20 protein-coding genes and 1 other annotated feature are annotated in these 23,836 nt (G+C 39.6%); of the genes, 2 read left to right on the forward strand and 18 right to left on the reverse strand.

Going from position 1 to position 23,836, the window contains the following annotated elements; translation table 11 throughout:
- Window positions 1-25: 25 nt before the first annotated feature.
- From ABH966_RS02240 to ABH966_RS02275, 8 genes are all read right to left on the reverse strand, one after another.
- Window positions 26-538: an adenine phosphoribosyltransferase gene (locus ABH966_RS02240; RefSeq protein WP_370075403.1), complete on the reverse strand. Its 513-nt coding sequence runs from the start codon at window positions 536-538 to the stop codon at window positions 26-28.
- A gap of 33 nt (window positions 539-571) precedes the next feature.
- Window positions 572-2,890, reverse strand: a complete 2,319-nt coding sequence (recJ, locus tag ABH966_RS02245) for a single-stranded-DNA-specific exonuclease RecJ (RefSeq protein ID WP_370075404.1) — start codon at window positions 2,888-2,890, stop codon at window positions 572-574.
- 405 nt (window positions 2,891-3,295) lie between these two features.
- Window positions 3,296-4,087, reverse strand: coding sequence for a tryptophan synthase subunit alpha (gene trpA, locus ABH966_RS02250; RefSeq protein ID WP_370075405.1), 792 nt, complete (start codon window positions 4,085-4,087; stop codon window positions 3,296-3,298).
- The gene (gene trpB, locus ABH966_RS02255) at window positions 4,087-5,295 is read right to left on the reverse strand and encodes a tryptophan synthase subunit beta (RefSeq protein WP_370075406.1); all 1,209 of its coding nucleotides are present in this window, start codon (window positions 5,293-5,295) and stop codon (window positions 4,087-4,089) included. The genes trpA and trpB overlap by 1 nt, the downstream gene beginning before the upstream one ends.
- Window positions 5,295-5,909 (reverse strand): phosphoribosylanthranilate isomerase, encoded by a 615-nt coding sequence (locus ABH966_RS02260; RefSeq protein ID WP_370075407.1) that lies wholly within the window; start codon window positions 5,907-5,909, stop codon window positions 5,295-5,297. The genes trpB and ABH966_RS02260 overlap by 1 nt, the downstream gene beginning before the upstream one ends.
- Window positions 5,906-6,697, reverse strand: a complete 792-nt coding sequence (gene trpC, locus ABH966_RS02265) for an indole-3-glycerol phosphate synthase TrpC (protein WP_370075408.1) — start codon at window positions 6,695-6,697, stop codon at window positions 5,906-5,908. The genes ABH966_RS02260 and trpC overlap by 4 nt, the downstream gene beginning before the upstream one ends.
- Window positions 6,694-7,725 carry an anthranilate phosphoribosyltransferase gene (gene trpD / locus ABH966_RS02270; protein ID WP_370075409.1) on the reverse strand — a complete coding sequence of 344 codons (1,032 nt, stop codon included), beginning with the start codon at window positions 7,723-7,725 and terminating at the stop codon, window positions 6,694-6,696. Before trpD ends, trpC begins: the two co-directional genes overlap by 4 nt.
- Window positions 7,725-9,098, reverse strand: coding sequence for a chorismate-binding protein (locus ABH966_RS02275; protein WP_370075410.1), 1,374 nt, complete (start codon window positions 9,096-9,098; stop codon window positions 7,725-7,727). The genes trpD and ABH966_RS02275 overlap by 1 nt, the downstream gene beginning before the upstream one ends.
- 344 nt (window positions 9,099-9,442) lie before the next feature.
- Window positions 9,443-9,787 (reverse strand) — a binding site (T-box leader).
- Window positions 9,788-10,107: 320 nt separating this feature from the next.
- Between ABH966_RS02275 and ABH966_RS02280 the strand changes: the two genes are divergently transcribed.
- Complete coding sequence (locus ABH966_RS02280) at window positions 10,108-11,796, forward strand: methyl-accepting chemotaxis protein (protein WP_370075411.1); 1,689 nt, start codon at window positions 10,108-10,110, stop codon at window positions 11,794-11,796.
- Window positions 11,797-12,079: 283 nt separating this feature from the next.
- On the opposite strand, the gene secDF is transcribed toward ABH966_RS02280, so the two are convergent.
- The gene (secDF, locus tag ABH966_RS02285) at window positions 12,080-14,347 is read right to left on the reverse strand and encodes a protein translocase subunit SecDF (RefSeq protein ID WP_370075412.1); all 2,268 of its coding nucleotides are present in this window, start codon (window positions 14,345-14,347) and stop codon (window positions 12,080-12,082) included.
- A 348-nt stretch (window positions 14,348-14,695) separates the two neighbouring features.
- Window positions 14,696-15,004, reverse strand: a complete 309-nt coding sequence (locus ABH966_RS02290) for a post-transcriptional regulator (protein ID WP_370075413.1) — start codon at window positions 15,002-15,004, stop codon at window positions 14,696-14,698.
- A gap of 93 nt (window positions 15,005-15,097) precedes the next feature.
- Here ABH966_RS02290 and ABH966_RS02295 point away from each other — a divergent pair, with 93 nt between their 5' ends.
- Window positions 15,098-16,615 carry a putative polysaccharide biosynthesis protein gene (locus ABH966_RS02295; protein WP_370075414.1) on the forward strand — a complete coding sequence of 506 codons (1,518 nt, stop codon included), beginning with the start codon at window positions 15,098-15,100 and terminating at the stop codon, window positions 16,613-16,615.
- Here ABH966_RS02295 and ABH966_RS02300 read toward each other — a convergent pair.
- The 8 genes from ABH966_RS02300 to ABH966_RS02335 form a co-directional block, all read right to left on the reverse strand.
- On the reverse strand, window positions 16,612-17,247 hold the full coding sequence (locus ABH966_RS02300; RefSeq protein ID WP_370075415.1) for a DUF421 domain-containing protein: 636 nt from the start codon (window positions 17,245-17,247) through the stop codon (window positions 16,612-16,614). The genes ABH966_RS02295 and ABH966_RS02300 overlap by 4 nt on opposite strands.
- Window positions 17,248-17,396: 149 nt before the next feature.
- Window positions 17,397-17,657 (reverse strand): preprotein translocase subunit YajC, encoded by a 261-nt coding sequence (gene yajC, locus ABH966_RS02305; RefSeq protein WP_370075823.1) that lies wholly within the window; start codon window positions 17,655-17,657, stop codon window positions 17,397-17,399.
- A gap of 173 nt (window positions 17,658-17,830) precedes the next feature.
- Window positions 17,831-18,976 carry a tRNA guanosine(34) transglycosylase Tgt gene (gene tgt / locus ABH966_RS02310; RefSeq protein ID WP_370075416.1) on the reverse strand — a complete coding sequence of 382 codons (1,146 nt, stop codon included), beginning with the start codon at window positions 18,974-18,976 and terminating at the stop codon, window positions 17,831-17,833.
- A 54-nt stretch (window positions 18,977-19,030) separates the two neighbouring features.
- Window positions 19,031-20,074, reverse strand: a complete 1,044-nt coding sequence (gene queA, locus ABH966_RS02315) for a tRNA preQ1(34) S-adenosylmethionine ribosyltransferase-isomerase QueA (RefSeq protein ID WP_370075417.1) — start codon at window positions 20,072-20,074, stop codon at window positions 19,031-19,033.
- A gap of 17 nt (window positions 20,075-20,091) precedes the next feature.
- Complete coding sequence (gene ruvB / locus ABH966_RS02320; RefSeq protein WP_370075418.1) at window positions 20,092-21,096, reverse strand: Holliday junction branch migration DNA helicase RuvB; 1,005 nt, start codon at window positions 21,094-21,096, stop codon at window positions 20,092-20,094.
- An 18-nt stretch (window positions 21,097-21,114) separates the two neighbouring features.
- Window positions 21,115-21,735 (reverse strand): Holliday junction branch migration protein RuvA, encoded by a 621-nt coding sequence (gene ruvA / locus ABH966_RS02325; protein WP_370075419.1) that lies wholly within the window; start codon window positions 21,733-21,735, stop codon window positions 21,115-21,117.
- 114 nt (window positions 21,736-21,849) lie between these two features.
- Window positions 21,850-22,647 carry a phosphotransferase gene (locus ABH966_RS02330; RefSeq protein ID WP_370075420.1) on the reverse strand — a complete coding sequence of 266 codons (798 nt, stop codon included), beginning with the start codon at window positions 22,645-22,647 and terminating at the stop codon, window positions 21,850-21,852.
- A 70-nt stretch (window positions 22,648-22,717) separates the two neighbouring features.
- A complete protein-coding gene (locus ABH966_RS02335; RefSeq protein WP_370075421.1) occupies window positions 22,718-23,740 on the reverse strand; it encodes a LysM peptidoglycan-binding domain-containing protein in 1,023 nt (340 codons plus the stop codon).
- Window positions 23,741-23,836 lie beyond the last annotated feature (96 nt).

The following is a 23,836-nucleotide window of genomic DNA, read 5'->3' on the forward strand; positions in this document are numbered from 1 at the left end:
GCCTTCACTCTAATCAACTAAAACATTAATATTCAATAAGTGTTTTTATGTTTAAGTCGCCAATTTTTGCACGACCATTCAGCTCTTTTAACTCGATTAGGAAGGCACAGCCAACAACTTGACCACCTAGTTGTTCAACTAAACGCACTGTCGCTTCAACTGTACCACCAGTCGCAAGTAAGTCATCACAGATTAATACTTTTTGACCTGGTTTAATCGCATCTTTATGCATTGTTAGTGTATCTTTACCGTATTCAAGACCGTAGTCAGCACTGATCACTTCACGTGGTAATTTTCCTGGCTTACGAACAGGCGCAAAACCTATTTCAAGCGCATAAGCAACTGGACATCCGATAATGAAGCCACGAGCCTCAGGACCTACCACAATTTCAGCACCTAATTCTTTTGCGTAACTTACAATTTGGTCTGTTGCATATTTGTATGCAGCACCGTTATCCATAATTGTTGTAATATCTTTGAAGCTAATGCCCTCTTTCGGCCAGTTTTCAACCGTTGTTACGTATTGCTTTAAATCCATGTTATTGCTCCTCCTACGAAACTTATTCGTATATTAATGTAATCGTTCATCAAACCATTGTTTTAATTCTATATAAGGGGCATATACTAGCTTCTGCTCCATTTCAATCTGTTCTGAACGCTGTTTGTAAGACGGTGCCTCTGTAAGTGCCTGTTTTGGTGCATTCACGTTGACAGTCGTCAGTCCACTCTCCATTTTAACAAAATCAAGTTCAAAAAACACCTGTGTCATAAATTTTAATGCATCTAACGGCCAACCTGTATGTTTAGCTAATTCAGCCAAATGCATATTTAATGGAAAGGCAGGGCGATTTTTCAAAAACTTATAATACCAGGAGAATTGCTCACGTGTAGGCAATCCATTGAAGTACTGAGAATCAGGCATGTAAAAATGTGCATATATACGGGAAGGAGCTGTTTTCCGTAAGACATTTTCTAACATTTGAACATTTTGTGGCAAATCCAGTAGGACGATATAATTGCTTTGTTCTACATTTGAAAGCGTAGGATCTACTGCTAGGATTGGTACACCAATTAGCGACTGGTAATAGGTAATCGTCTCTGAACGGAAGGCGATAAATGTTGCCTCCTCTTTTGGGACCGTATTTAACCAGCGGGATGTTTGGCGAATACCACGAATATCAAATAATTGCCATTCAGTCGTTTGGACATCTTCTATCATAAATTGTGCTTTTTTACGTCCTTGCCATTCGTTAATTTGTAAATCCCCTGTAAATGAAACTTTAATTCCATATGTTAATTCGTCGTGTAGATGTCCTTTATTAAATCCAACACTATCTAATTTTTCATAGCCATCCGTCAATTCTATTTTTATATGATTTTCCGCTGCTCCAATTTTCCGCATGGAGGATATCTCCACATCTTCGAGCACATAAACAGGCTTCGGAAAATCAGTACCATATGGACCAAGCGTTGAAATCTCTTCAATGGCATCTGCTGAAATTTCATTCATTTTTAGTGGTATATCAATATTGAGTACAGGTGTCAATTGCTCTTCTGATAAACATGCTCTCGCTTGAGCATCTAAGCGTGATCTTAATTCACCCACATGCTCAATAGATAATGTCATCCCCGCTGCCATAGGGTGCCCACCAAAATGAGGTAATATGTCTCTATTTTTCGCTAATTCATTATATAAATGGAACCCTTCTATACTACGGGCTGAACCTTTAGCTGTTCCTTTTTCATGGTCTAGTGAAAGTACAATTGTTGGACGATAATAAAGCTCGACAAGACGAGATGCGACAATTCCTACTACTCCAGCATTCCAGCCTTCACCAGCAATAACTAAAACGAGTGACTCCCCAACCTTTTTATCTGATTCAATGAGAGCAATGGCCTCATCTGTAATACTTTTTACGATATCTTTGCGCTCACTATTACACGTATTAAGCTGTTTCGCTATTGCTATTGCCTTAGCATTATCCTCAGCCATTAATAGCTCTACACCTGGCGCCGCTTCTCCTAGACGACCAACAGCATTTAAGCGCGGTCCAAAGTAAAAACCGATTGTTTCTTCGCTAATTTTAGCTTGCTCTGCGCTGGCTACTTCACACATTGCTTGTACCCAAGGGCTGAGTGAACGGCGCATTTCTTCTATTCCTCGTTTTACTAGGTAGCGATTTTCATCAACTAATGGTACTAAATCCGCTACTGTTCCAATAGCTACATATTCAAATAGCTGCGTTGGCAGTTCTCCATATAGAGCATGTGCTAACTTAAAAGCTACCCCTACACCTGCAAGCTCGCCAAATGGATAATGTCCTTCTGGTATACGAGGATGTAAAATAATATCGGCAGGTGGTAATTCATCGCCTGGTTCATGGTGATCTGTAACGATAACATCCATACCTAGTTCCTTCGCGACACGAATCGGTTCAATGCCTGAAATACCATTATCAACTGTTATAATTAGCTGAACACCCTCGTCATGTGCTTCACGAAATAGCACCTCATTCGGTCCATAGCCATGAATAAAACGATTCGGTATTTTAAACGATACATCGGCACCTAGATCAAGCAACACATTCAGCATTACTGTCGTGCTTGAGACACCATCCGCGTCGTAATCGCCAAATACAAGGATTTTCTCTCCGTTTTCAAGCGCATGCTCTATACGTGCCACAGCTTCTGCCATACCATGCATTAAAAACGGATCATGGATACTTGCTTCTGTCATATTTAATAAGCTCTCTGCGTCAGCAGTTGTTTCGCAGCCTCGAGCTGCTAAAATTTTCGCTGCAATCGCAGAAAGTTGTAGGTCATTTTGTAATGTTTGGACAAGCTTAGCGTCTGGGTGCTCTACCTGCCATCTCTTTTTCGATAGAATCATCTTTTCACTTCCTTACGTAGGCTATTATACAGAAAATCTAGCCTATCCGCACTATTTGTCAGAATGATAGTTTTATCCATTAGATTTTCAATTCAATCCGTTGGTTTTACTAAACTACTCGAAGGATAGAAGTCAGAGTGACAGATAGAAGAGTCAAAGTCGTGGTTAGAACCGTCAGAGTCGTTGTTAGAAGAACCGAAGTCGTCGATAGAACCGTCAAAGCCTTGGGTAGAACCTCAAAGTCATGGATAGAGCCGCCAAATTCATGGGTAGAACCTCAAAGTCGTGGATAGAGCCGCCAAATTCATGGATAGAACCGCCAAATTCGTGGATAGAGCCACCAAAGTCGCGGATGGAACCGTCAAAGCCTTGGATACCAGTCTCAAAAGAAAAAAGCCTACTCCATTAAAGAGTAGACTTCTGAAATACACCTTTTGAAGCAAATACTAATGCTTCAACCTTATCTAAATCACCTTCATGCAATGCTGTCACGATCGCACTACCAACGATTACGCCATCACTAAGTGCCCCCATGCTAACCACTTGCTCGGGTGTTGAAATTCCAAAGCCAGCTAGTACTGGTATTTGACTTGCTTCACGTAAGCGAGCAAAATGATCATGTAAATCATTTGCAAAGCTTGTGCGAGCCCCTGTGATTCCATTGACTGTCACAGCATAAACGAAGCCTTGACTAGCAGCCGCGATACGTGCAATTCGCTCTGGAGGACTTGTTAACGATACAAGTTGAACGATGTCGATACCTTGAGGATTTAATGTGTCACGTAAAACGGCACTTTCTTCAAGTGGTACATCAGGAACGATTAATCCTTTAACGCCCCCCGCTACACAAGCCTTCGCGAAAGACTCTAACCCAAAAGCTAAAACAGGATTAAAATAAGTCATAACAACTAACGGAACTTGAATTTCTTCTTTAAATGAAGCTAATGCTTCTAGCACTTTACGTAATGTCACACCTTCTGCTAAAGCCCGTTCACCTGCTTGCTCTATCGTAGGCCCATCTGCTACAGGATCCGTGAACGGTATCCCAACTTCAATGGCCGTTACACCCATTTGCTGTAACTTCAGGATCGTTGGCTTCAAAGTTTCCAGTCCTCCATCGCCCGCCATAATATATGGTATAAATGCTTTATTACCAGCGATCTTCGTTTGTTCAATTGCCTGCTGTAGTGTTGTCATTACATTTCTCCTCCTAATGCTTTACGAACAGTATGAACATCTTTATCTCCTCGGCCGGATAAGCACACAACAATGATGTCATCTGTAGACATTGTCTTCGCAAGTTTTGCTGTATAGGCAATGGCATGAGAGCTTTCTAGCGCAGGTAGTATACCTTCTGTTCTACACAGTAACTGCAAACCCTCAAGTGCTTCACTATCTGTAATCGCATCAAATGTAACACGCCCAATATCATGTAAATAACAATGCTCCGGGCCCTTCCCTGGATAATCTAAACCAGCTGAAATAGAATGTGCCTCTTGCACAAAGCCATTTTCATCTTGTAATAAATACATGTATGCACCGTGTAAAACGCCTAGTTGTCCACCAGCGATTGCTGCTGCATGCTTTCCTGTCTCAATGCCACTGCCTGCAGCCTCTACTCCGTATAGCGCTACAGTTTCATCGTCGACAAAAGGATGGAACATACCGATTGCATTACTACCTCCACCTATACAAGCAACGACTGCATCTGGTAAACGCCCTTCCTTAGCTAAAATCTGTTCTCTAGTTTCAACGCCAATTACACGCTGGAAATCCCTAACGATTTTTGGGAATGGATGTGGTCCTAAAGCTGAGCCTAAAATATAATGAGTATCTTCAACATTTGTCACCCAGTAGCGCAGTGCTGCATTGACAGCATCCTTCAATGTTTTTGAACCTGTTTCTACAGACTCCACTTTTGTACCGAGTAACTCCATGCGAAAGACATTCAATTGTTGACGTTCTATATCCTCCGCTCCCATAAATACAACACATTCAAGATTCAATAATGCGCATGCAGTTGCCGTTGCCACCCCGTGCTGCCCTGCACCTGTTTCTGCCACTATTTTCTTTTTGCCCATTCGTTTTGCAAGAAGCGCTTGACCAATCGCATTATTAATCTTATGGGCTCCAGTATGATTTAAATCTTCACGTTTTAAATAAATCTTCGCGCCGCCTAGCTCTTTTGTTAAATTTTCTGCATAATACAATGGCGTCTCACGGCCAACGTATTGTTGTAAATAATAGGCCAATTCCTCAGTAAATGTTTGATCATTCATTGCCTCATCATAGGCCGCCTCTAATTCCAACAAAGCTGTCATTAATGTTTCCGGAACAAATTGTCCACCAAATTTCCCATAACGCCCTTCCTTTGTCGGTACACTATTTGCAATTGAATTTACCATTATACTCTTCCCTTCTTCACTGCCTGTATAAATGCGTTTATTTTTACTATGTCTTTTACACCGTCTGTCTCTACGCCACTCGATACATCTACCATAAATGGCGACACAAGTGATACTGCTTCTTCAATATTTTCAACTTGCAAACCACCTGCTAAAATTAGCTTTTCTCGTGGAATCCCTACCATCTCTAAGAGGGTCCAATCAAACGTGTGACCACTGCCACCTTTAAAATCTGTCCCTGGTGCATCAAATAAGTAATAGTCTACATCATAGTTAGCAGCAGCCTGAACATCTTCAATACCTCTTACGGATAAAGCTTTAATGGCTGGATAACCTTGCTGACGAATAAACTCCGGAGATTCTTCCCCATGATATTGCACATAATCTAATGGCACGCTTTCTACCGCTGTACGTAATTCCGCTGCGCTTGGATTAACAAAAACACCGATTTTTAAAACGCCCTCTGGCACATGTTTGGCTAATTGCTGTGCCTGTTCAACCGTCACTCGTCGTTTACTTGGTGCAAAGACAAAACCAATTACATCCGCTCCTGCCTCTACCGCTGCCTGCACATGCTGTTGTTCCTTCAGTCCACAAATTTTTACCTTCGTCATACAGATGCCCCCACCTTATTGACCTGTAAACTTTTTAGCGCAGTACCTGCATCACCACTGCGCATTAATGACTCACCTACAAGAACGCCACTAGCCCCCATGGCTGCCACTACTTTAGCGTCTTCTTGCGTCCAAATCCCACTTTCACTTATTAATACTTTCTCTCCTTCGAACGGAAAAGCTTCTGCAATTTCACGTGTCCGTTCCAGACTCACCTCAAAGGTACGTAAATCACGGTTATTGACGCCAATTAGCTTGGCCCCCACTGCAATAGCACGTTCAAGCTCCTCTAAATCATGCACCTCCACTAAGACTTCTAGATTTAAGCCTGTTGCATAGCTATATAGATCGCGTAATGCCTCATCTGTTAACGCGGCTACAATTAGTAAAATAATAGATGCACCTGATGCCTTTGCAAATCGAATTTGCACACGATCGATCATAAAGTCCTTACAAAGAAGTGGCGTTTGAACAGCATTTGCAACTGCAGCTAAATCATCAAAGGAGCCTTTAAAAAACTTTTTATCTGTTAAAACAGAAATGGCCGCTGCTCCAGCTTCTGCATATTTTTTTGCCTGCGCCACTGGATCTGCCCCTTCTGCGATAAGTCCCTTTGAAGGGGAAGCACGCTTCATTTCAGAAATAACCTGTAATGTTTCAGCTTTTCTCAATCGTTCAAATAATGACGGACGCAGATTTTCTGTAAAATTAGCTAACGGGTCGGGCTGTTCAAGTAAAGCACTAACTTCTATCTTTTTTTGTTCAAGAATTTTATTTAAGATATTCATTGTTGGACCTCCACTCTTTTAATATGCTCACTATAAGCGACAACTGCCTCTAATTTTTGAAGGGCACGACCGCTAAAAATACTATCCTTCGCCATTTCTACACCTTCTTTAACAGTTTCAGAAATTCCATAGCTGAACAACCCAATACCAGCATTCAATAAAACCGTGTCAAAGTAAGCACTTTGTTCACCAGCTAATAATTTACGCATAATAGCGGCATTTTCATCTGCATTGCCTCCACGAATGGCCTCTATTGGTGCATAGCTAAGACCCGCATCCTCTGGAGTTAAAGAAAAAGGAATCAAGTCTCCTTTATCTACTAAGACAAAAGTATTTTGGCCAGCTAATGACGCCTCGTCTAAACTTAGTGGCCCAGAAACGACCATTGCACGTTCACGCCCGAGCATTTGTAATACCGAAGCATACTCCATGACAAAATTCGGACGGTTAATGCCGGTAAATTGCGTCGATAAAGGCACTGGATTCGTAAGTGGACCGACAAGATTAAATATAGTTGGCTTGCCTAGTGCCCGACGTACCTCGCCGATTCGCTTTAATTTTGGATGCACATTTGGAGCATATAAAAAGGCTATTCCTTCTTTCTCTAACAGCTCAACAGTTTGCTCAATGGAAATATTCGTATGAATACCGAGTGCTTCCAAAACATCAGAGCTTCCGGATGCCGAAGAAATTTTGCGATTCCCGTGCTTCGCCATTTTGACACCTGCCCCTGCTAACACAAAGGCGCAAGCCGTACTTATATTAAATGTATTAAGACCATCACCACCGGTTCCGCAATTATCCATATAGATCCCAGCTTTTGCTGGTACGTCTAGTGCAAAGGAACGCATAACGGTAGCTAATGCCGCTACTTCATGTGCTGTTTCACCTTTAACAGATAATGCTGTTAAAAAGCTTGCAATTTCTTCCTTCGGTGTGTCATCTTGGAACATCCATTTTGCTGCCTTTAGCATTTCCTCATACATTAAATGCTCTCGTTGTTGTATTTTTTGACGAATACCATCCATTAATGTGGACCTCCTTCTTTTTCAAGTAGCTGTAAAAATTCCTGTTGGTCCTCTTCTATTTGTTTTAAACTTTCATCGACATTTGTGTATTTGGTCACCGTTACAGTTGTTTGCAGATGCATCGTTTCATTTTCTATGACAATGGATTTCCCTGTTAAAGCAAAATCAAGATGACCGTTAAAACCAATAAATCCAAGAGCTCCTCTAAATATCTCCGTAACTTGATTAGATTTCCCAAAATAGTCCCTTACCTGTTCTTTTGGCATACTTGCTGATGCAAAAGGTGGTAACGTCGCAGCTAATACATCCAGTGCATGGAGCATCGGTAATATTTGCCCTTCGACTCTCGATGCCATGTGTAATGCATGCTTTGAGCGTTCAATTCTCATCGCCTCAATGACTTGAATGGAATCTCGGAAGCACACAGACTGTAACTCTTGTCGCACGGCAGAAACAAGTACAGCATGCGACTTCCTAATATTTGTGTTTTCATAGAGCTTTCGTTCATGTTCTAAATCTTCACCTTTTGTGGAACCTCTTGGATATGTCCCCTCTGTTGGTGTTGCAATCACACGCTCACCTTTTACACGAATTAGGCTTTCAGGAGATGTTCCTAAAACAACATGATCCTCAAACTCTACATAATACATATACGGAGCAGGATGTTTTTTACGCAATTGACGATATAAAGCGAAAGCATCTCCTTGTAAATTTGCTAAAAAACACTTTGATAAAACGACTCTTGTAATATCTTCATCTAAAATAGCTTTGATAGATGTAAGAGAATTTGCAAATTGTTCATTCGTAGACGATTCAAAAGGTTCATAGCTACAAGTTGTATCCTCATCCTCCCTACCGTTTAAAAGTTGCTCTGCCAACTCTTCTAAATTTGGTTCTTTTTTTTCTGCATCGATATTTGTATGAATCAAAGTAACCTCATCTGTTACATGATCAAACACAATGACCGTCTCATACACATGGAAATGCACATCTGGGAGCTGCACTTTATCCTGAGCAGTTGATAAAATCGTTGTTGCATCATGACCAATATAACCAACAGCTCCTCCTGAAAACGGGAATTGTGTCGTATTGGATATACGCGGCATTAATCTTTTCAATAAAACAAACATATCGCCCTTATGTGTATAGGTGTTTCCAGTCTTATATGAATATTCCTGAATCTCCTCTCCATAGCCTTTATACGTTTTTCTTGGATTAGCACCAATAAAAGAAAAACGTCCTGCTCCCTCATGCTGTGCTGAACTCTCAAGTAAAAATTTACGCTTCCCTTGTAGGCGTCTAAAAATTAAAATCGGTGTTAAAGAATCAGCATTAATGGTTTTCATTTTTGTTCTTGAACTCGTCGATTGCATAATTACCAAGCTCCTTTTCTTATAAATTCACTAACGTTTAACTAAAAAATGTATAGCACCTGAATCGACTTTTATTGAATAAAGTTGAATAAAAAGGATCATCATCATAGCGTAGGGTTGATTTCCGTTCCGGCTGGGCTCTTTGCCACTGACGCACAGATAAAACATTTGCTGCTGGCGCTTCGCTTTCGCACAGAGCAAAGCTTCCTGGGGGCGTCCTTCTTTTTTTGACCTAACCACCGCCGATAATGTCTACAAATTTATTAGTAATATCTTCGGAGCATTCATCCCATGCAAATAGAAGCAATAAAAAAAGTCCTCTGCAAATAGGATTTTTCCTAATTGCAGAGGACGATCATGACCGCGTTGCCACCTCATATTAGAGCATATTTGCTCTCCCTTATGTGCTCAAACTTAGTTCGTCAGTAAAATTGACATATCTTTTTAATTAATGTAAAAAGATTTGTCTAAATCGAAGCACCCCCTATAACGTGGGGAATCCGTTCGCTATTATCAATTCCGCCTTGGCGTAATAACATCCGGCGTTCAGTAGGTGTTTGTATACCCACTGGATGAAGATAATTAGCGACTCTCATAAGTCCATTCACATAAGCTACAAATCAGTTCGCACCAGCCACTGACTCTCTAAATTGCACACTTACGCTACTACTCTTATTCAACAATTTCTCAGCTATTCTCATCTAAACTCAGCTCATCTGTTCTAAGGCTGACCTCGCTCCCGAGACCAACTACCTTGTATCGAACAAAAAAGTTAGCCTTATTTTATGCCAAGCTATGAAAATTGTCAATCAATTCAGAGAAAAAGGAAAATGTTGAAAGGACTTTTGAAATTATATAATAGGAAAAATCACCTTCTATCTGCACCAGTAAAAGGGAATTAAACTACCTACTTTTGAGAATTTATCAAGTATTGACCTTGTAAAAATATCAAGTTATAGTAAATTTAGACCATTGATTCTCTAATACATTAAAGAAGGTAGGAACGAATATGTCCGTTCGAAAAAAACTAAATATAGGTTTTATTTCACTCACTTGTTTACTTTTAATATCAAGTATTATTGCATTTTTTCAATTTAAGTCGGTGGAAGGAGATATAGTAGAGGTACTTGATCACAGAATCGTGCAAATTGAATTAACAGAGGAAATACAGCAACAGCTTGCCTCACAGGGGCTTTTTTTACGTTCCTATATTCTGAATATTAAGGATGAGACGACAAAATCAAATTTAGAACGTTATGAAAAACAATTACCAGAAACAATCCAAGAACTTTCAGGCATTGTTCGTTCCGATTACACAAAAAATATTATGAAGCAAGTAACCGAATTACAGCAAGATTTACTAACAAGTTCTGATAAAGCAGTGCAAGCATTTAATAGTGGAAATACAGATTTAGCTTTATCATACATAAATGGAGAAGTTACAAAAAGCAACAAAGAAATTTACACACTGACAAATGATTTATTAAACTATCATGATGAACAGCTGCAAAAGGTTAAAAGTAGTGTTGTCCAAACAGTTGCACAAGCTATTATTATTTCTATTGCCTTACTTGTTTTAAGTGCAATTGTTGGTTTATATTTTATGTATTTTGTAAAACGCTCCATCATTCAACCGCTTCATAAAGTGATTAATGCAGCCGATACGTTAGCACACGGTGACTTAACGATTGCTCAGCTTGAACATAACTCAAAAGATGAGATTGGTACACTTGCCAATGCAGTGAATGCGTTAAAACAGAATTTATCTGTACTACTTAAAAATATTCAGGACAACGCGACACAATTATCTGCCGCTTCTGAAGAGCTTTCCGCTAGCACTGTGGAAGTGACAACAACTTCAAGCGACATCTCACATCGAGTACAAGACACGTCAAACCATCTAACTTCATCTGCTAGTGCCTCTCAACAAAGTGCTCTAGCTATGGATGAAACAGCTGCTGGTGTACAACGAATTGCTGAGGCTACTCAAAATTTGCATCACAATGCTATAAATATGACACAGCTTGCTAATACCGGGGGGGAAACTATTACGACTGCCAAGGAGCAGATGGATACAATTTCTGAGTCAACTACACGAATTGCCGATTTAACGCAAAAGCTAAGTAAGCAATCTGAAGAAATCGGGCAAATTACAAAAGTAATTACGGCTATTACTGAACAAACAAATTTACTGGCGCTCAATGCTGCCATCGAAGCAGCACGAGCTGGTGAGCACGGCAAAGGCTTCGCGGTTGTAGCAGATGAAGTACGAAAGCTTGCTGAAGAATCCAAGCAATCTGCTGGCCAAATTGTCGCCCTTACAAATGAAATTCAAACGGATACAAAAAACGTTGCCACTGCTGTGCATGAAGGATTAGTATCTGTGCAGGATGGTGTAGCAAAAATTCATGAGGCCGGTGATGCATTCGATTCTATTACAGAGTCTGTGCAAACATTTACTGACCAAATTGAAGATATCTCAGCCACTTCGGAACAAATCTCAGCTAGTGCTGAAGAAGTAGCTGCCTCTGTAACAGAAATTGCAAATGGTGCGAGTATTTCAGCGAGCAACTCACAAATCATTGCTGAAGCAGTAGAAGAGCAAGCTGCAACAATGCAGCAGGTGAATGAGGTAGCTGAGGAATTAAGCAATAACGCTCAGCAACTCCAAGCATTACTTCTGCAATTTAAACTTTAACTTCTTTCAACAATTGTTTTGGTAGCGAAAGCGAAGCGTCAGCTACAATTGTTTTATGTAACGTAAGTGAAACGGCAGTTACAATTATTTCCTGCCGCTACGCTTTCGGTACAAATAGACATTTATTGAAAAAGTTATAGTCTCCGTACGCAATTATGCCGAGGCATAATTGATTATATGAAACAAAAAGAATCTGCTACTTTCCAAAGAAAGCAAGCAGATTCTTTTCTTTATAAAAAAACAGGGAAAGAAATGTTTCCTTTCCCTGTTTTAAAGACTTATGTTAAACAGTAGGCTCGTCAGTACCCCATTGTTTTTTCTCTTTTTTGTGTATTTGACCATCTGATTTTTTCATTTCACGAACTTTAAGTGAATACCAGATTTGTGCAGCAATACAAATTGAAGAATACATACCTGTGATTAAACCGATTAATAACGCGATTGAGAAGTTTTGAATCGACGGTGCACCTAAAATAAGAAGTGACACTGTCACGATAATAACCGTTAACACTGTGTTAACAGATCGACCCATCGTTTGACGTAGTGATTTGTTCACGATATCCGCTAACACTTCACGGTCTTTAATCGTATCATATCGATCTAAGTTTTCACGCATCCGGTCAAACGTAACGATCGTATCATTAATAGAATAACCGACAATCGTCAGTACAGCTGCAATAAACGTAATATCAACTTCTAAGCGCATGAAACTAAATACAGCAACAATTAAGAATACGTCATGTAGTAACGAGACAATCGCCCCAACACCCATGCGCCATTCGAAACGAACCGCTACATAGATAATGATACCGATAGCCGCAAGTGATAATGCTTTTACAGCATTTTTTACAAGCTCTTTACCGACAGTTGGTGACACTGTACTTACGCCAGGTTCATGACCATATTTTTTGCCAGCTTCTTTTTTGAATTTTAAAATTTCTGCTTGCGATAGGTCATGTTTGTAACGGATAACCGCAGAGTTACTCTTTTCACCTGTCAAAACGATATCTTCAGATGAGAAGCCAATACTATCTAGATATTTAGATACTTCTTCTTTATTCAACGTTTGCTCCGCCTCAATTTGCACACGAGTACCACTTAAAAAATCAATACCAAGGTTTAGACGGAATATACCAAGAACCACTAAACCAGCTACTAGAATAGCTAATGAGAATGTATAGAATTTCTTACGGTTGTGTACAAAGTCAAAACGATCAAATTTCGTTGATAAATCTAATGTACCAATATTTTCATCTAAGCTATGCTGTTTAGATTTTGCAATACCAAACCATGCTGGATTGTTGAAATAGCCACTATTTGCAAGTAAAGCTAATAGTACACGAGAACCCCAAACAGCTGTTACGAAGCTTAGTAAAATACTAATAATTAATGTTGTTGCAAATCCTTTAACAGAGCTTGTCCCCCATTGGAATAATACAGCAGCAGCTAATAATGTAGTTAGCTGTGCATCGATAATTGCTGATAAAGACTCCTTCGAGCCAATCTGGAATGCTTGTTTAACCGAATAACCTACTCGTAGCTCTTCACGAATACGCTCCGCTGCTAAAATATTCGCATCAACGGCCATCCCTATACCGAGCACGATAGCTGCAATACCTGGCAGTGTTAATACCGCGTTAATCCAGCCAAATACAACTAGTACTAGGAACGTGAAAATAGCAAGTGTAATGATGGAAATAAAGCCAGGTAAACGATAGTAGAATAGCATAAATAAGAAAATTATTACTACGCCTACAACACCTGCGAAAATTGTACTTTTCAGTGCTTGGTCACCAAATTGTGCACCAACTGAAGTAGAATAAATTTCTTTAAGCTTTACAGGAAGTGCCCCAGCATCTAAAATACCTGCTAAATTTTTTGTTTCTTCAACTGTGAAATTCCCGCTAATCATTACATCCGTTGTATTTAATGTTTGGTTAACAGTTGCTGCAGATGCATAACGAGGCTTCGCTTTTTGTGATTCAGCTTTATATGAATCAACACCATCTTCAAAGTCTAACCATACAACGAGTAAATTTTGACCTGCTGGTTTAGCGGCAATTTTACTAGTTATATCAGCAAATTTCTTTGCATCTTTTAATGTTAGGGAAACAATTGGACGGTTTTGTTGGTCAAAGGAATCCTTAGCGCCACCTGGCTTTAAGTCATTACCATCCAGCAATATATTGTCATCGACATCACGGAATGTTAAATTCGCAGTAGTAGACAATAATTTACGTGCTGATTCTTGGTCTTCGACACCCGCTAATTGTACACGAATACGATTTTTGTCTTCAACCTGAATGCTCGGTTCACTTACCCCGATAGCATTTACACGTTCACCAAGAGCTGTTGCTGTTGCCGACAAAACACCCGGTGTAATTTCTTCTCCCTTGTGTAATTCTGTCACCTCATAAAGAACCTCAAACCCGCCTTGTAAGTCAAGACCTAGCTTAATGTCCTTTAAGACGCCGCTTACAGTCGTACCAATGGTTGCTGTAAAAATAACCAATAGTAATACGAATGCAACTATACGACTTTTTAGTTTCATTTATAAATCCTCCTCGAATTGGTGTAAGGCAATTCCTTACACTACAAACAAGTATAATAGCAAGTCCTTTTGAAACGTTTATTCCTCCTTTTCCTTTAGAATAATGTTGCCTGTGCTTCAAAAAGATTGCTCTACTTATTTCAATCGTTCATAACGCGCAAATTTATCCCTGTATTTGAATAGGTGTATTCCTCCAGATTTAGAAAAGAATTATTAGGAGGTATTTGAATAAATATACTTATACAAATAAAAAAAGCGCAACACACTCATTATGAAACACGTTGCGCTTGGTGTCAATTCAACACTTTTAGTATTCTTTTATTATTTGACAAATTTCACACATTCTTCTTAAGTTTTAACCGGACCAAGTAGCATTTTTAACTCTTCCGTATTCAATTCTGTAAACCATTCATTGCTTTGTAAAAATTCTACTTGATTAAATGATACGATATCAGATGGTGATACTGAAAAAATAGTGGAGATAATTTCATGTAAACGTAATTGTTCAATATTTTTTTTGCGCCATTTTTTTTCTATACAGAAGCGCCATAGTTCTTCTGCTGTAATCGCATCATATTGAAAATGTTTAAACTCTTCTATCTTACTATCAATTGCAGGACGAATTTTTTCAAATAGTTGCTCATACTGCATACTCATTTTGAATCATCTCCAATCAAAGTTGTATCGTAAGACATGTCTGCATACAAATAGTGTAAATGAATTTTTGTGGCTTGAGAAGGGACGGATGGCATGAGTTCTTTTGTACGGGGTACACTATTTTTAATGTTCGTGATTTTTTTATCAAAACTCTTTGGCTTCTTTTATAGAATGCAATTTATGCGTATCGCTGGTGAAGAGGCAGTCGGCATTTATATGACCGTCTATCCGGCGTTCATTTTCTTCATCTCACTCATTCAACTTGGACTACCTATCGCTGTGGCAAAAATTGTAGCAGAGTTACTAGCAAAGAACAAACGCGAAGGCATCTATGGTGTTATGCGTACGGCTATACTTTGGTCATTTATTGGAATGATCATCTTTATGCCGATTGTTGCACTTACTATACCATATATCTCGACTACACTTTTACATAATGAACAAACAACAATTACGCTTTGGATTGCACTCTTTGCTGTACCAGTGTCAGTTGGTTCTGGCTTATTGCGCGCTTATTTACAGGGTATTGCGAAAATTACACCAACAGCTTGGGCTCAAATGATTGAGCAAATTATCCGCATTACCTTCATCACATTTACACTGCCTTTTGTGGCTGCCTATGATAACGCTGCCGTTACAGCAGCCTCTGCTATGGGTATTACGCTTCTAGCTGAAGTCGTTGCTTTCTTGTATTTGTGGATGCATTATATTGTCTCAAAGAAAAAATTATTGACACAAAAAAACAAAATTGAGGCTTATCCTTCCTCTCCGATGTTACGGATTGCCCTTCCTTCTGCAGGAAGCAAGCTATTTGGATCTTTTACTTGGTTTTTAGAGCCTATCATTTTTTTAAAGGCTTTAACAATGGCAGGATTAACAGCCTCCGCTGCAACAATTTTATATGGGGTTATTTCAGGTGTACTAGTCCCCCTATTATTATTCCCGGCTTTTGTGTCTGCAGCACTTTCGATCGTTCTTATACCAGCTGTTAGTGATGCCGTTGCACGTCAGCACATACCGCTCCTACAGGAACGTATTTCTGTATCATTGCGACTTTCATCATTAGTGGGCTGTGTTGCTGCTACGTACTTTTTCGTTCATGGAGACGACTTAGCTATGAAGCTCTTTCACTTACAAGAAAATCGTGGATATGTGAAAATATTGGCCCCTATTTTTTATTTTTATTATATACAAAGTCCATTGCACTCTATATTACAAGCAATCGGTGAGGCTCGTGCAGCAATGATGAACTCCATTTATGGTGGTCTTGGTAAACTCTTTGTCATGTTCGTACTTGCTTCTCAGCCTGGGATACAGGAAAAAGGTGCCGTTGTAGCAATTGGCTTTGGCGTTTTATTAACTTCATTTTTGCATATCGCAACAGTAAGACAGCGCAAAAATTTACGTGCTGGCTTTAGAATGTTTGTCGTGCCATATAGCTGCTTTATTGCTGTTTGTGTTACTCAGTATTTCCTGATGCAAATAATGCCACTGCCTTTTATTTTAAGTAGCTGTGTAACGTTGTTTTTACTATTTACTTTCTTATTATTTACCAATCAGTTGCGCATAACTGATTTGCGCTACCTTCGTAAGCTGGCCAAGAAAGTTTAAGATTCTTTCAGCTGGATATGAAGCCGATCTTCTTCCCAAACACAAAAAAATACTATGTTACTATCCGTAATATTATTTTTAGCAAGCTCTGCTATTAACCAATCAGTATCTTTATGCAAGACCTGTAAATGCCTATCCTGAATATCACCGTCGATAATCAGTGGGTAAACAAATGCCTTTTCATCTTTTTGGTATACAGACAGATTGCCCGAGGGCTCTAGATAAGCATAAGCAATATCTGTAACGGAAGCATTTCCGTTTTCGCGTAATTGTTGACACAAATCATCTAAATTATAGCGTTGCTTGCGCATTTCACTTTCTAAAATGACACCATCTCTTATCAGTAATACTGGATCACCATCAACTAGATCACGGAATTTTTTACTTTTGAGTGAAATATATGCAGTTGTTATTTGTATGAAAAACAATATGATGATTGGTAAAATCACACTAAATAAAGGACTTTCGAAATCATCAAGTGCAAACGCAGCAACCTCAGCCATTAAAATGGATACAACTAAATCTATTACAGATAATTCGCCGACCTCACGTTTACCCATTAAACGAAAAATTATTAGGATAAACACATATAAAAAGCATGTTCTAAAAATAATCGTTAAATATTCTTCCATACAGTCACCCCCATAATATAAGGTGACCGTGTACGTTACTTTTTATACAAAAAAAGCCTTGTCAAAAATGAATTCTGCATTTTGACAAAGCTATTTATATGGTGTAAGGCGTTGTCCACTAATGTTGGACAACGCCTTTAAAATCAATTTTAGTCATTGTTAACTCGTCCGATTGCCTGACGATCAAATTTTACGCGCACATTGTCTGCGATTTTTAATGTTATAGTTGTGTCCTCAATTGAGTCAATCTCACCATGTAAACCACCGATTGTAATAACTTTATCTCCACGTTGCAAATTACCCTGCATATTTTGTGTTTCCTGCTGTCTCTTTTTGGCAGGGCGGATTAAAATAAACCACATTGCAACGAACATGATTAAAATCATGATTAAGCCAGAATATTGTTCCATCATTCTTGCCCCCTTTCTAATTCTCACTTTTTTAGTATAGACTATTCCACCCTAAAAAAGCGACGGACAAGCCCATTTTTTTTCTATATTACTAATATTTTTTCTAAGATAGACATTTTTTTGCTAGAAATATTCACATTTCACACAAATTTACATGATTTTTTTACTAAATATTAGAAGTTCTTTGCGTTTGGTCCATTAAAGCCATATTTCTCGAAAAATTCTTCTCGGAAATCACCAAGACGGTCCTCGCGTATTGCCTCACGTACTTGTTCCATTAGCTTCAATAGGAAGTGTAAGTTATGGTAAGTCGTTAAACGGATACCAAACGTTTCTTCCGTACGAATTAGATGGCGGATATAGGCGCGTGAATAGTTTTTACATGTATAGCAATCACAATTCGGATCAATTGGTCCGAAATCACGTGCATATTTTGCATTTTTAACAACTAAACGACCTTCAGATGTCATTAATGTGCCATTACGGGCAATACGTGTTGGTAATACACAGTCAAACATATCAATACCACGAATAGCACCATCAATTAATGAGTCAGGTGAACCGACACCCATTAAATAACGTGGTTTATTCGTTGGCATTAATGGTGTTGTAAACTCTAACACTCGGTTCATAACATCCTTAGGCTCACCAACAGATAGTCCTCCAATTGCATAACCAGGGAAATCTAGCTCTACTAATGCTTCTGCAGAACGACGGCGTAACTCCTCGTATTCTCCCCCTTGAATGATACCGAATAGACCTTGGTCTTCTGGACGTTTATGTGCCTCTTTACAACGTTTAGCCCAACGAGTTGTACGGTCTACCGATTGCAGCATATAGTCATATGTCGCAGGGTAAGGTGGACATTCATCAAAAGCCATCATAATATCTGAGCCTAAATCATTTTGAATTTCCATCGCCTTTTCTGGACTTAAAAACAATTTGTCCCCATTCAAGTGATTGCGGAAATGAACCCCTTCTTCTTCGATTTTACGGAATTGACTAAGTGAGAATACTTGGAAACCACCTGAATCTGTTAGAATCGGGCGATCCCAGTTCATAAATTTATGCAAGCCACCTGCTTCTTTAACAATATCATTACCTGGTCGTAGCCATAAATGATACGTATTTGACAGAATAATACCTGCATTCATGTCCTTTAATTCCTCAGGTGACATTGTTTTAACAGTTGCTTGTGTACCAACAGGCATAAAAGCTGGCGTTTCAAAAGAGCCATGTGGTGTATGGACGATGCCAAGGCGTGCTCCTGTTTGCTTACAAGTATGAAGTAGCTCATAACGAATTGCTGGTTGTGTCATATTATAAAAATCCCTCTCTTATCTAAAGTAAAAACAGTACTCCGATTTTTATCTTTATTCTCCTTTTGGACGAATAAACATAGCATCACCAAAGCTAAAGAAACGATATTTTTCTTCTACAGCTTGATGATATGCACTTAAAATTGTTTCTTTTGTTGCAAGCGTACTAACAAGCATTACTAGGGTAGACTTTGGTAAATGGAAGTTTGTGATTAAACCATCTACAACAGTAAATTCATATCCCGGATAAATGAAAATAGACGTCCAACCTTGTTCTGCTCGCACTTCGCCTTCATATTTAGAGCCGATAGTTTCTAATGTACGTGTAGAGGTTGTACCAACTGCAATCACTTTTCCACCATTACTCTTCACTCTATTTATGATAGATGCGGTTTCTTCCGTTACACTATAAAATTCTGAATGCATTTCGTGATTTTCAATTGAATCTACACTTACAGGACGGAAAGTTCCAAGTCCCACATGTAAAGTGATAAATACAACTTCGACCCCTTTTGCTTTTACTTGCTCAAGTAATTCTTCTGTAAAATGCAAGCCAGCAGTCGGTGCTGCAGCTGAGCCACGCTCTTTTGCATAAACGGTTTGGTAACGATCCTTGTCCTCTAATTTTTCACGAATATATGGAGGTAGTGGCATCTCACCAAGTTGCTCTAAAATTTCATAAAAAATCCCATTATATTTAAACTCAAATGTACGCCCACCATGATCAAGCTCTCCTGTACAAGTAGCTGTCAGTAAGCCATCTCCAAATGTTACAACTGTGCCGACTTTTACACGTTTAGCTGGTTTAACAAGTGTTTCCCATTCATCCGTACCTGCCATTTGCTTTAATAGCAGTACTTCTATATGAGCACCAGTTTCTTCTTTAACGCCCATTAAACGCGCTGGTAAGACTCTTGTATCATTTAACACAAGGCAGTCTCCCGCTTGTAGCTCATCTAAAATATGAGCAAAATGATGATGCTCTACATTTTGTGAGCCTGGCGTCACTACCATTAAACGACTAGCTGTTCGGTCCAAAAGTGGTGTTTGTGCAATAAGCTCTTCTGGCAATTCAAAATCAAAATCTTCTACACGCATGAAAATACTTCCTTCTTCTAGGTTTGTTGGGGATACTCATATCCAAAATGTTCGTAGGCTGAATGTGTTGCCACACGTCCACGTGGCGTACGTTGTATAAAGCCAATTTGCATCAAATATGGCTCATATACATCTTCAATCGTTACGCGTTCCTCGCCTATAGATGCTGCCAGCGTATCTAAGCCTACAGGGCCACCACGGAAGCGCTCAATCATATTGGTCACAAGTTTATGGTCAATATGGTCAAGTCCTCTAGGATCGACTTGTAATAGCTCAAGCGCTTGCTTAGCAAGTCCCTCCGTTATCATACCATCTCCGATCACCTGTGCATAATCTCGCACTCGTTTTAGCAAACGGTTAGCAATACGGGGTGTACCACGTGAGCGTGTCGCCATTTCAAGTGCTGCTACTTGCTCAATCTCAACATCAAATAAATGCGCACTACGTACAACAATTTCTGCAAGTGACGTATTATCATAATACTCCAACCTCAATAACACGCCAAAGCGATCCCTTAAAGGTGCTGATAATGCGCCAGCTCTTGTTGTGGCACCAACGAGTGTAAATGGCGGTAAATCTAGTCGTACAGAACGCGCTTCAGGGCCCTTACCAACGACAATATCTAAACAAAAATCCTCCATCGCAGGATAAAGCACCTCTTCTATTGCACGAGGCAGGCGATGTATTTCATCGATAAATAGCACATCCCCTGGTTCCAGTGAGCTTAAAATAGCTGCTAAATCTCCAGGGCGTTCAATCGCAGGGCCGCTAGTCATGCGCACATTGACATTCATTTCATTAGCAATAACAGCAGCTAATGTAGTTTTACCAAGTCCAGGCGGTCCATATAACAGCACATGATCTAAACTTTCCTGACGAAGCTTTGCCGCTTCAATGAAAATTTGTAAATTCTCCTTTACCTTATGTTGACCAATGTATTGTGCTAATCTTTGTGGCCGTAAAGATAATTCAAACTGTTCATCATAGCTACCTGCCTCACTAGCAATCATACGTTCAGACATGTACTTCCCCCCCTTTCACTATTTTAACTTTAATAGCAATTGTAAAGCTTGTTTCATAAATGCATCTGTTGTTTCAAGCTTGTCGTTTTCTTCGAGCTGTGGACGTATTTTTTCCAATTCTTTTTCAGAATAACCAAGTGCCATTAAGGCAAGAATAGCTTCTTCAAGCTCATGTTTATATGGATTCACACCAAATAACGGTAGCTCATCTTCTGTACTTGGCAGCTCAATTGTCTCCAACAATCCGCCAAGTTTACCTTTTAAATCTAGAATCATTTGACGTGCCGTTTTCTTACCCACACCAGGAAACTTTACTAAAAACGATTCATCTTCTCGTTCAATGGCACTGATAACCTGTTGCGGATTCCCAGTAGCTAAAATAGCAAGTGCACCCTTCGGTCCAATTCCTGATACTAAAATAAGTTTACGAAACAGCTCTCGTTGGTCTAAACTTGGAAAGCCATATAACACTTGTGCATCCTCACGTACATGCAAGTGAACAAAAATTTGTTGTTCAAGGGCCGATGTCCGGAACGCAAATGGATTTGGTGTATTAAGCTGCCAGCCAATCCCTTGCTGTTCAAGGACGATATACTCCGGAGTTATACGCTTTACTTGTCCTTTTAAATAATCATACATTCTATAATCCCTCACAATCATCGTCTTCGATTATAGCATATTACGAACGAATGCTCGACTATAAAAAATAACACAAGTAGTCGTTCACATACAAAAATGACCGCCAAAAGACGGTCATTTCTTTATCATTTTATCAATATCGTACCACAGTTTTGGCCAATATGTGAGAGCCCGTTTTGTAAATGGCACTAAATAATCTAAAAATACCAGCTGTTGATTTAATGGTAAATCCGCTGCAAAAAGCCATTCACGTAATAGCTCATTTGGATATTTTAAACGATGTAGCTTTCTTTTATCTAATCGTTTCAACTCTGGTAGCTCAGCAAATATTTTACCAAGGTCATAATCTACGGCAGGCAATACACGATGTAACCATAAAATGTATTCATCATCTGCTTCCCCAAGGTGAGCCAAATCAAAATCAATTAAACGTAATTCCCCATCTGAGCACCATAAAAAATTATGATGGACGACATCTCCATGTAAAAGCGTTGTTTCTTTTTCAGGTACATCTTCCTGAGCGATTAGCTGTAACGATTTCTCACTATAATGTAAAATTTGATTGATTTCTTCCTTTGTTAAAAATGCACGAAATTCATTCCATCTGCTTTTAAAACGCATATGGCGCATTTGCCATTTTAAAAGCTGTGAATAGGTGTGCAAACCTGGCACCCGCTGCCAAGCAATTTTTTTATTTGTATCATGTAATGTATTTAATAGCTTTAGTGATTCCTTTCGATCCTTTTTATATGCAAAATTAGCACTATGACTTCCTTCTTGCCAATCTTGCACGATTAAATACTCATCTTCACTTTTCATTAAAGGTAAGATCAACGAGGGCTCCAGATGTCCAAGTCGGCGATGAATAACCCTTACCTTTTCTGCTATTTCTATCTGCTTTGCTCGTTTCACAAAATAATTTTTGGATTGATATTTATACTTCCAAATATTAGGCTTTACTTCTTCGATAATATACGCTTTTTCACCATCGATAAGGCGTCATCCCGCCTGGAGAAAAGTGCGGTGACATCCATGGTCCTACCGAAGCATGTGGCATATGGCAATGTGAAGGACACGGCATTGGGCATGGTGGTGGACATGGCGGCGGACAACAACATGGGTCCATTTGCCAAGTCGGCATCATGACTGGTTGTGCGTGACAACCACATGGCTGTTCCATTTCCGGCATCATTTCCGGCATTGGCTGATATTCTGGATTCATAGGGAAGAATGGAGATGTACTAGATTCTAAGAACTCCTCCGCCCCAGCAACTTTTTCACAACCCATTTCACATGATGGTTGCTCTGGCATTGTATAAGCCTCAACTTGCGGTTCCATTGGCATTGGCATTGGCATTGGCATCGGCCAATACATATGATGATGCACTGGCTGATGGCAGCTTGCACAATGTGGTACTGCTGGCATTTGTGGCATTTGTGGCATGATAAAAATCGGTTGTGGCATTGGTGCTGGTGGTTGCGCCATCGGTTGGGCTACAGGCTGTGGTGGTGGTTGAATTTGAATTGGAGATACAGTTTGTTCTACACTTGGCATGACAACGTTTTGATTCCAGCTAAGCTCAACAGGCGCTGGCTGAGGCATCGGCATTGGCATTGGATAAGGAATTGGAATCATCTGCGGTTCTGGCATTGGTGGTGGTGGTACAACAATTGGTGGTGGCGTTGGTCTTTGAACCTCTTTTTCTTTAACGTGCCTTGTAGGTGACTCCTTGTGCATATGTTCTTTATGCATGTGCTCCTTATGCCCCTCTTTATGGGATTCTCTATGTCCCCCCTCTCTATGCATTCCCCAATCTGTTTCTCGATGATGTTCTCTATGTGGTTCTTTGTGTATTTTTTCAGGTAGGATAATTTCCATGCCCGGTACAATATAATCTGGATTAGCAAGATGGGCATTAAGCCGCTTTAAATCTTCAAACGAAATTCCGTACTCTTTCGCAATCTTCCACAACGTGTCTCCCTTTTGGACAATATGAATACGCAATTTTTTCCTCCCTTCCTCTCTTCGTATCATATGTTCAATGTTTCATTTGGATACAAAAATTTCACGCATGTTGGAAATGCTTCATGGTACACTAGT

This window comes from Lysinibacillus sp. RC46 (assembly GCF_041262385.1).
Taxonomy (GTDB): Bacteria; Bacillota; Bacilli; order Bacillales_A; family Planococcaceae; genus Lysinibacillus.

Bases quoted from the DNA above. Each gene is read 5' to 3' on its own strand.
- ABH966_RS02240 (WP_370075403.1), bottom strand. From the start codon at position 538: ATGGATTTAAAGCAATACGTAACAACGGTTGAAAACTGGCCGAAAGAG.
- recJ (WP_370075404.1), bottom strand. From the start codon at position 2,890: ATGATTCTATCGAAAAAGAGATGGCAGGTAGAGCACCCAGACGCTAAG.
- trpA (WP_370075405.1), bottom strand. From the start codon at position 4,087: ATGACAACACTACAGCAGGCAATTGAACAAACGAAGATCGCTGGTAAT.
- trpB (WP_370075406.1), bottom strand. From the start codon at position 5,295: ATGGTAAATTCAATTGCAAATAGTGTACCGACAAAGGAAGGGCGTTAT.
- ABH966_RS02260 (WP_370075407.1), bottom strand. From the start codon at position 5,909: ATGACGAAGGTAAAAATTTGTGGACTGAAGGAACAACAGCATGTGCAG.
- trpC (WP_370075408.1), bottom strand. From the start codon at position 6,697: ATGAATATCTTAAATAAAATTCTTGAACAAAAAAAGATAGAAGTTAGT.
- trpD (WP_370075409.1), bottom strand. From the start codon at position 7,725: ATGGATGGTATTCGTCAAAAAATACAACAACGAGAGCATTTAATGTAT.
- ABH966_RS02275 (WP_370075410.1), bottom strand. From the start codon at position 9,098: ATGCAATCGACGAGTTCAAGAACAAAAATGAAAACCATTAATGCTGAT.
- ABH966_RS02280 (WP_370075411.1), top strand. From the start codon at position 10,108: ATGTCCGTTCGAAAAAAACTAAATATAGGTTTTATTTCACTCACTTGT.
- secDF (WP_370075412.1), bottom strand. From the start codon at position 14,347: ATGAAACTAAAAAGTCGTATAGTTGCATTCGTATTACTATTGGTTATT.
- ABH966_RS02290 (WP_370075413.1), bottom strand. From the start codon at position 15,004: ATGAGTATGCAGTATGAGCAACTATTTGAAAAAATTCGTCCTGCAATT.
- ABH966_RS02295 (WP_370075414.1), top strand. From the start codon at position 15,098: ATGAGTTCTTTTGTACGGGGTACACTATTTTTAATGTTCGTGATTTTT.
- ABH966_RS02300 (WP_370075415.1), bottom strand. From the start codon at position 17,247: ATGGAAGAATATTTAACGATTATTTTTAGAACATGCTTTTTATATGTG.
- yajC (WP_370075823.1), bottom strand. From the start codon at position 17,657: ATGGAACAATATTCTGGCTTAATCATGATTTTAATCATGTTCGTTGCA.
- tgt (WP_370075416.1), bottom strand. From the start codon at position 18,976: ATGACACAACCAGCAATTCGTTATGAGCTACTTCATACTTGTAAGCAA.
- queA (WP_370075417.1), bottom strand. From the start codon at position 20,074: ATGCGTGTAGAAGATTTTGATTTTGAATTGCCAGAAGAGCTTATTGCA.
- ruvB (WP_370075418.1), bottom strand. From the start codon at position 21,096: ATGTCTGAACGTATGATTGCTAGTGAGGCAGGTAGCTATGATGAACAG.
- ruvA (WP_370075419.1), bottom strand. From the start codon at position 21,735: ATGTATGATTATTTAAAAGGACAAGTAAAGCGTATAACTCCGGAGTAT.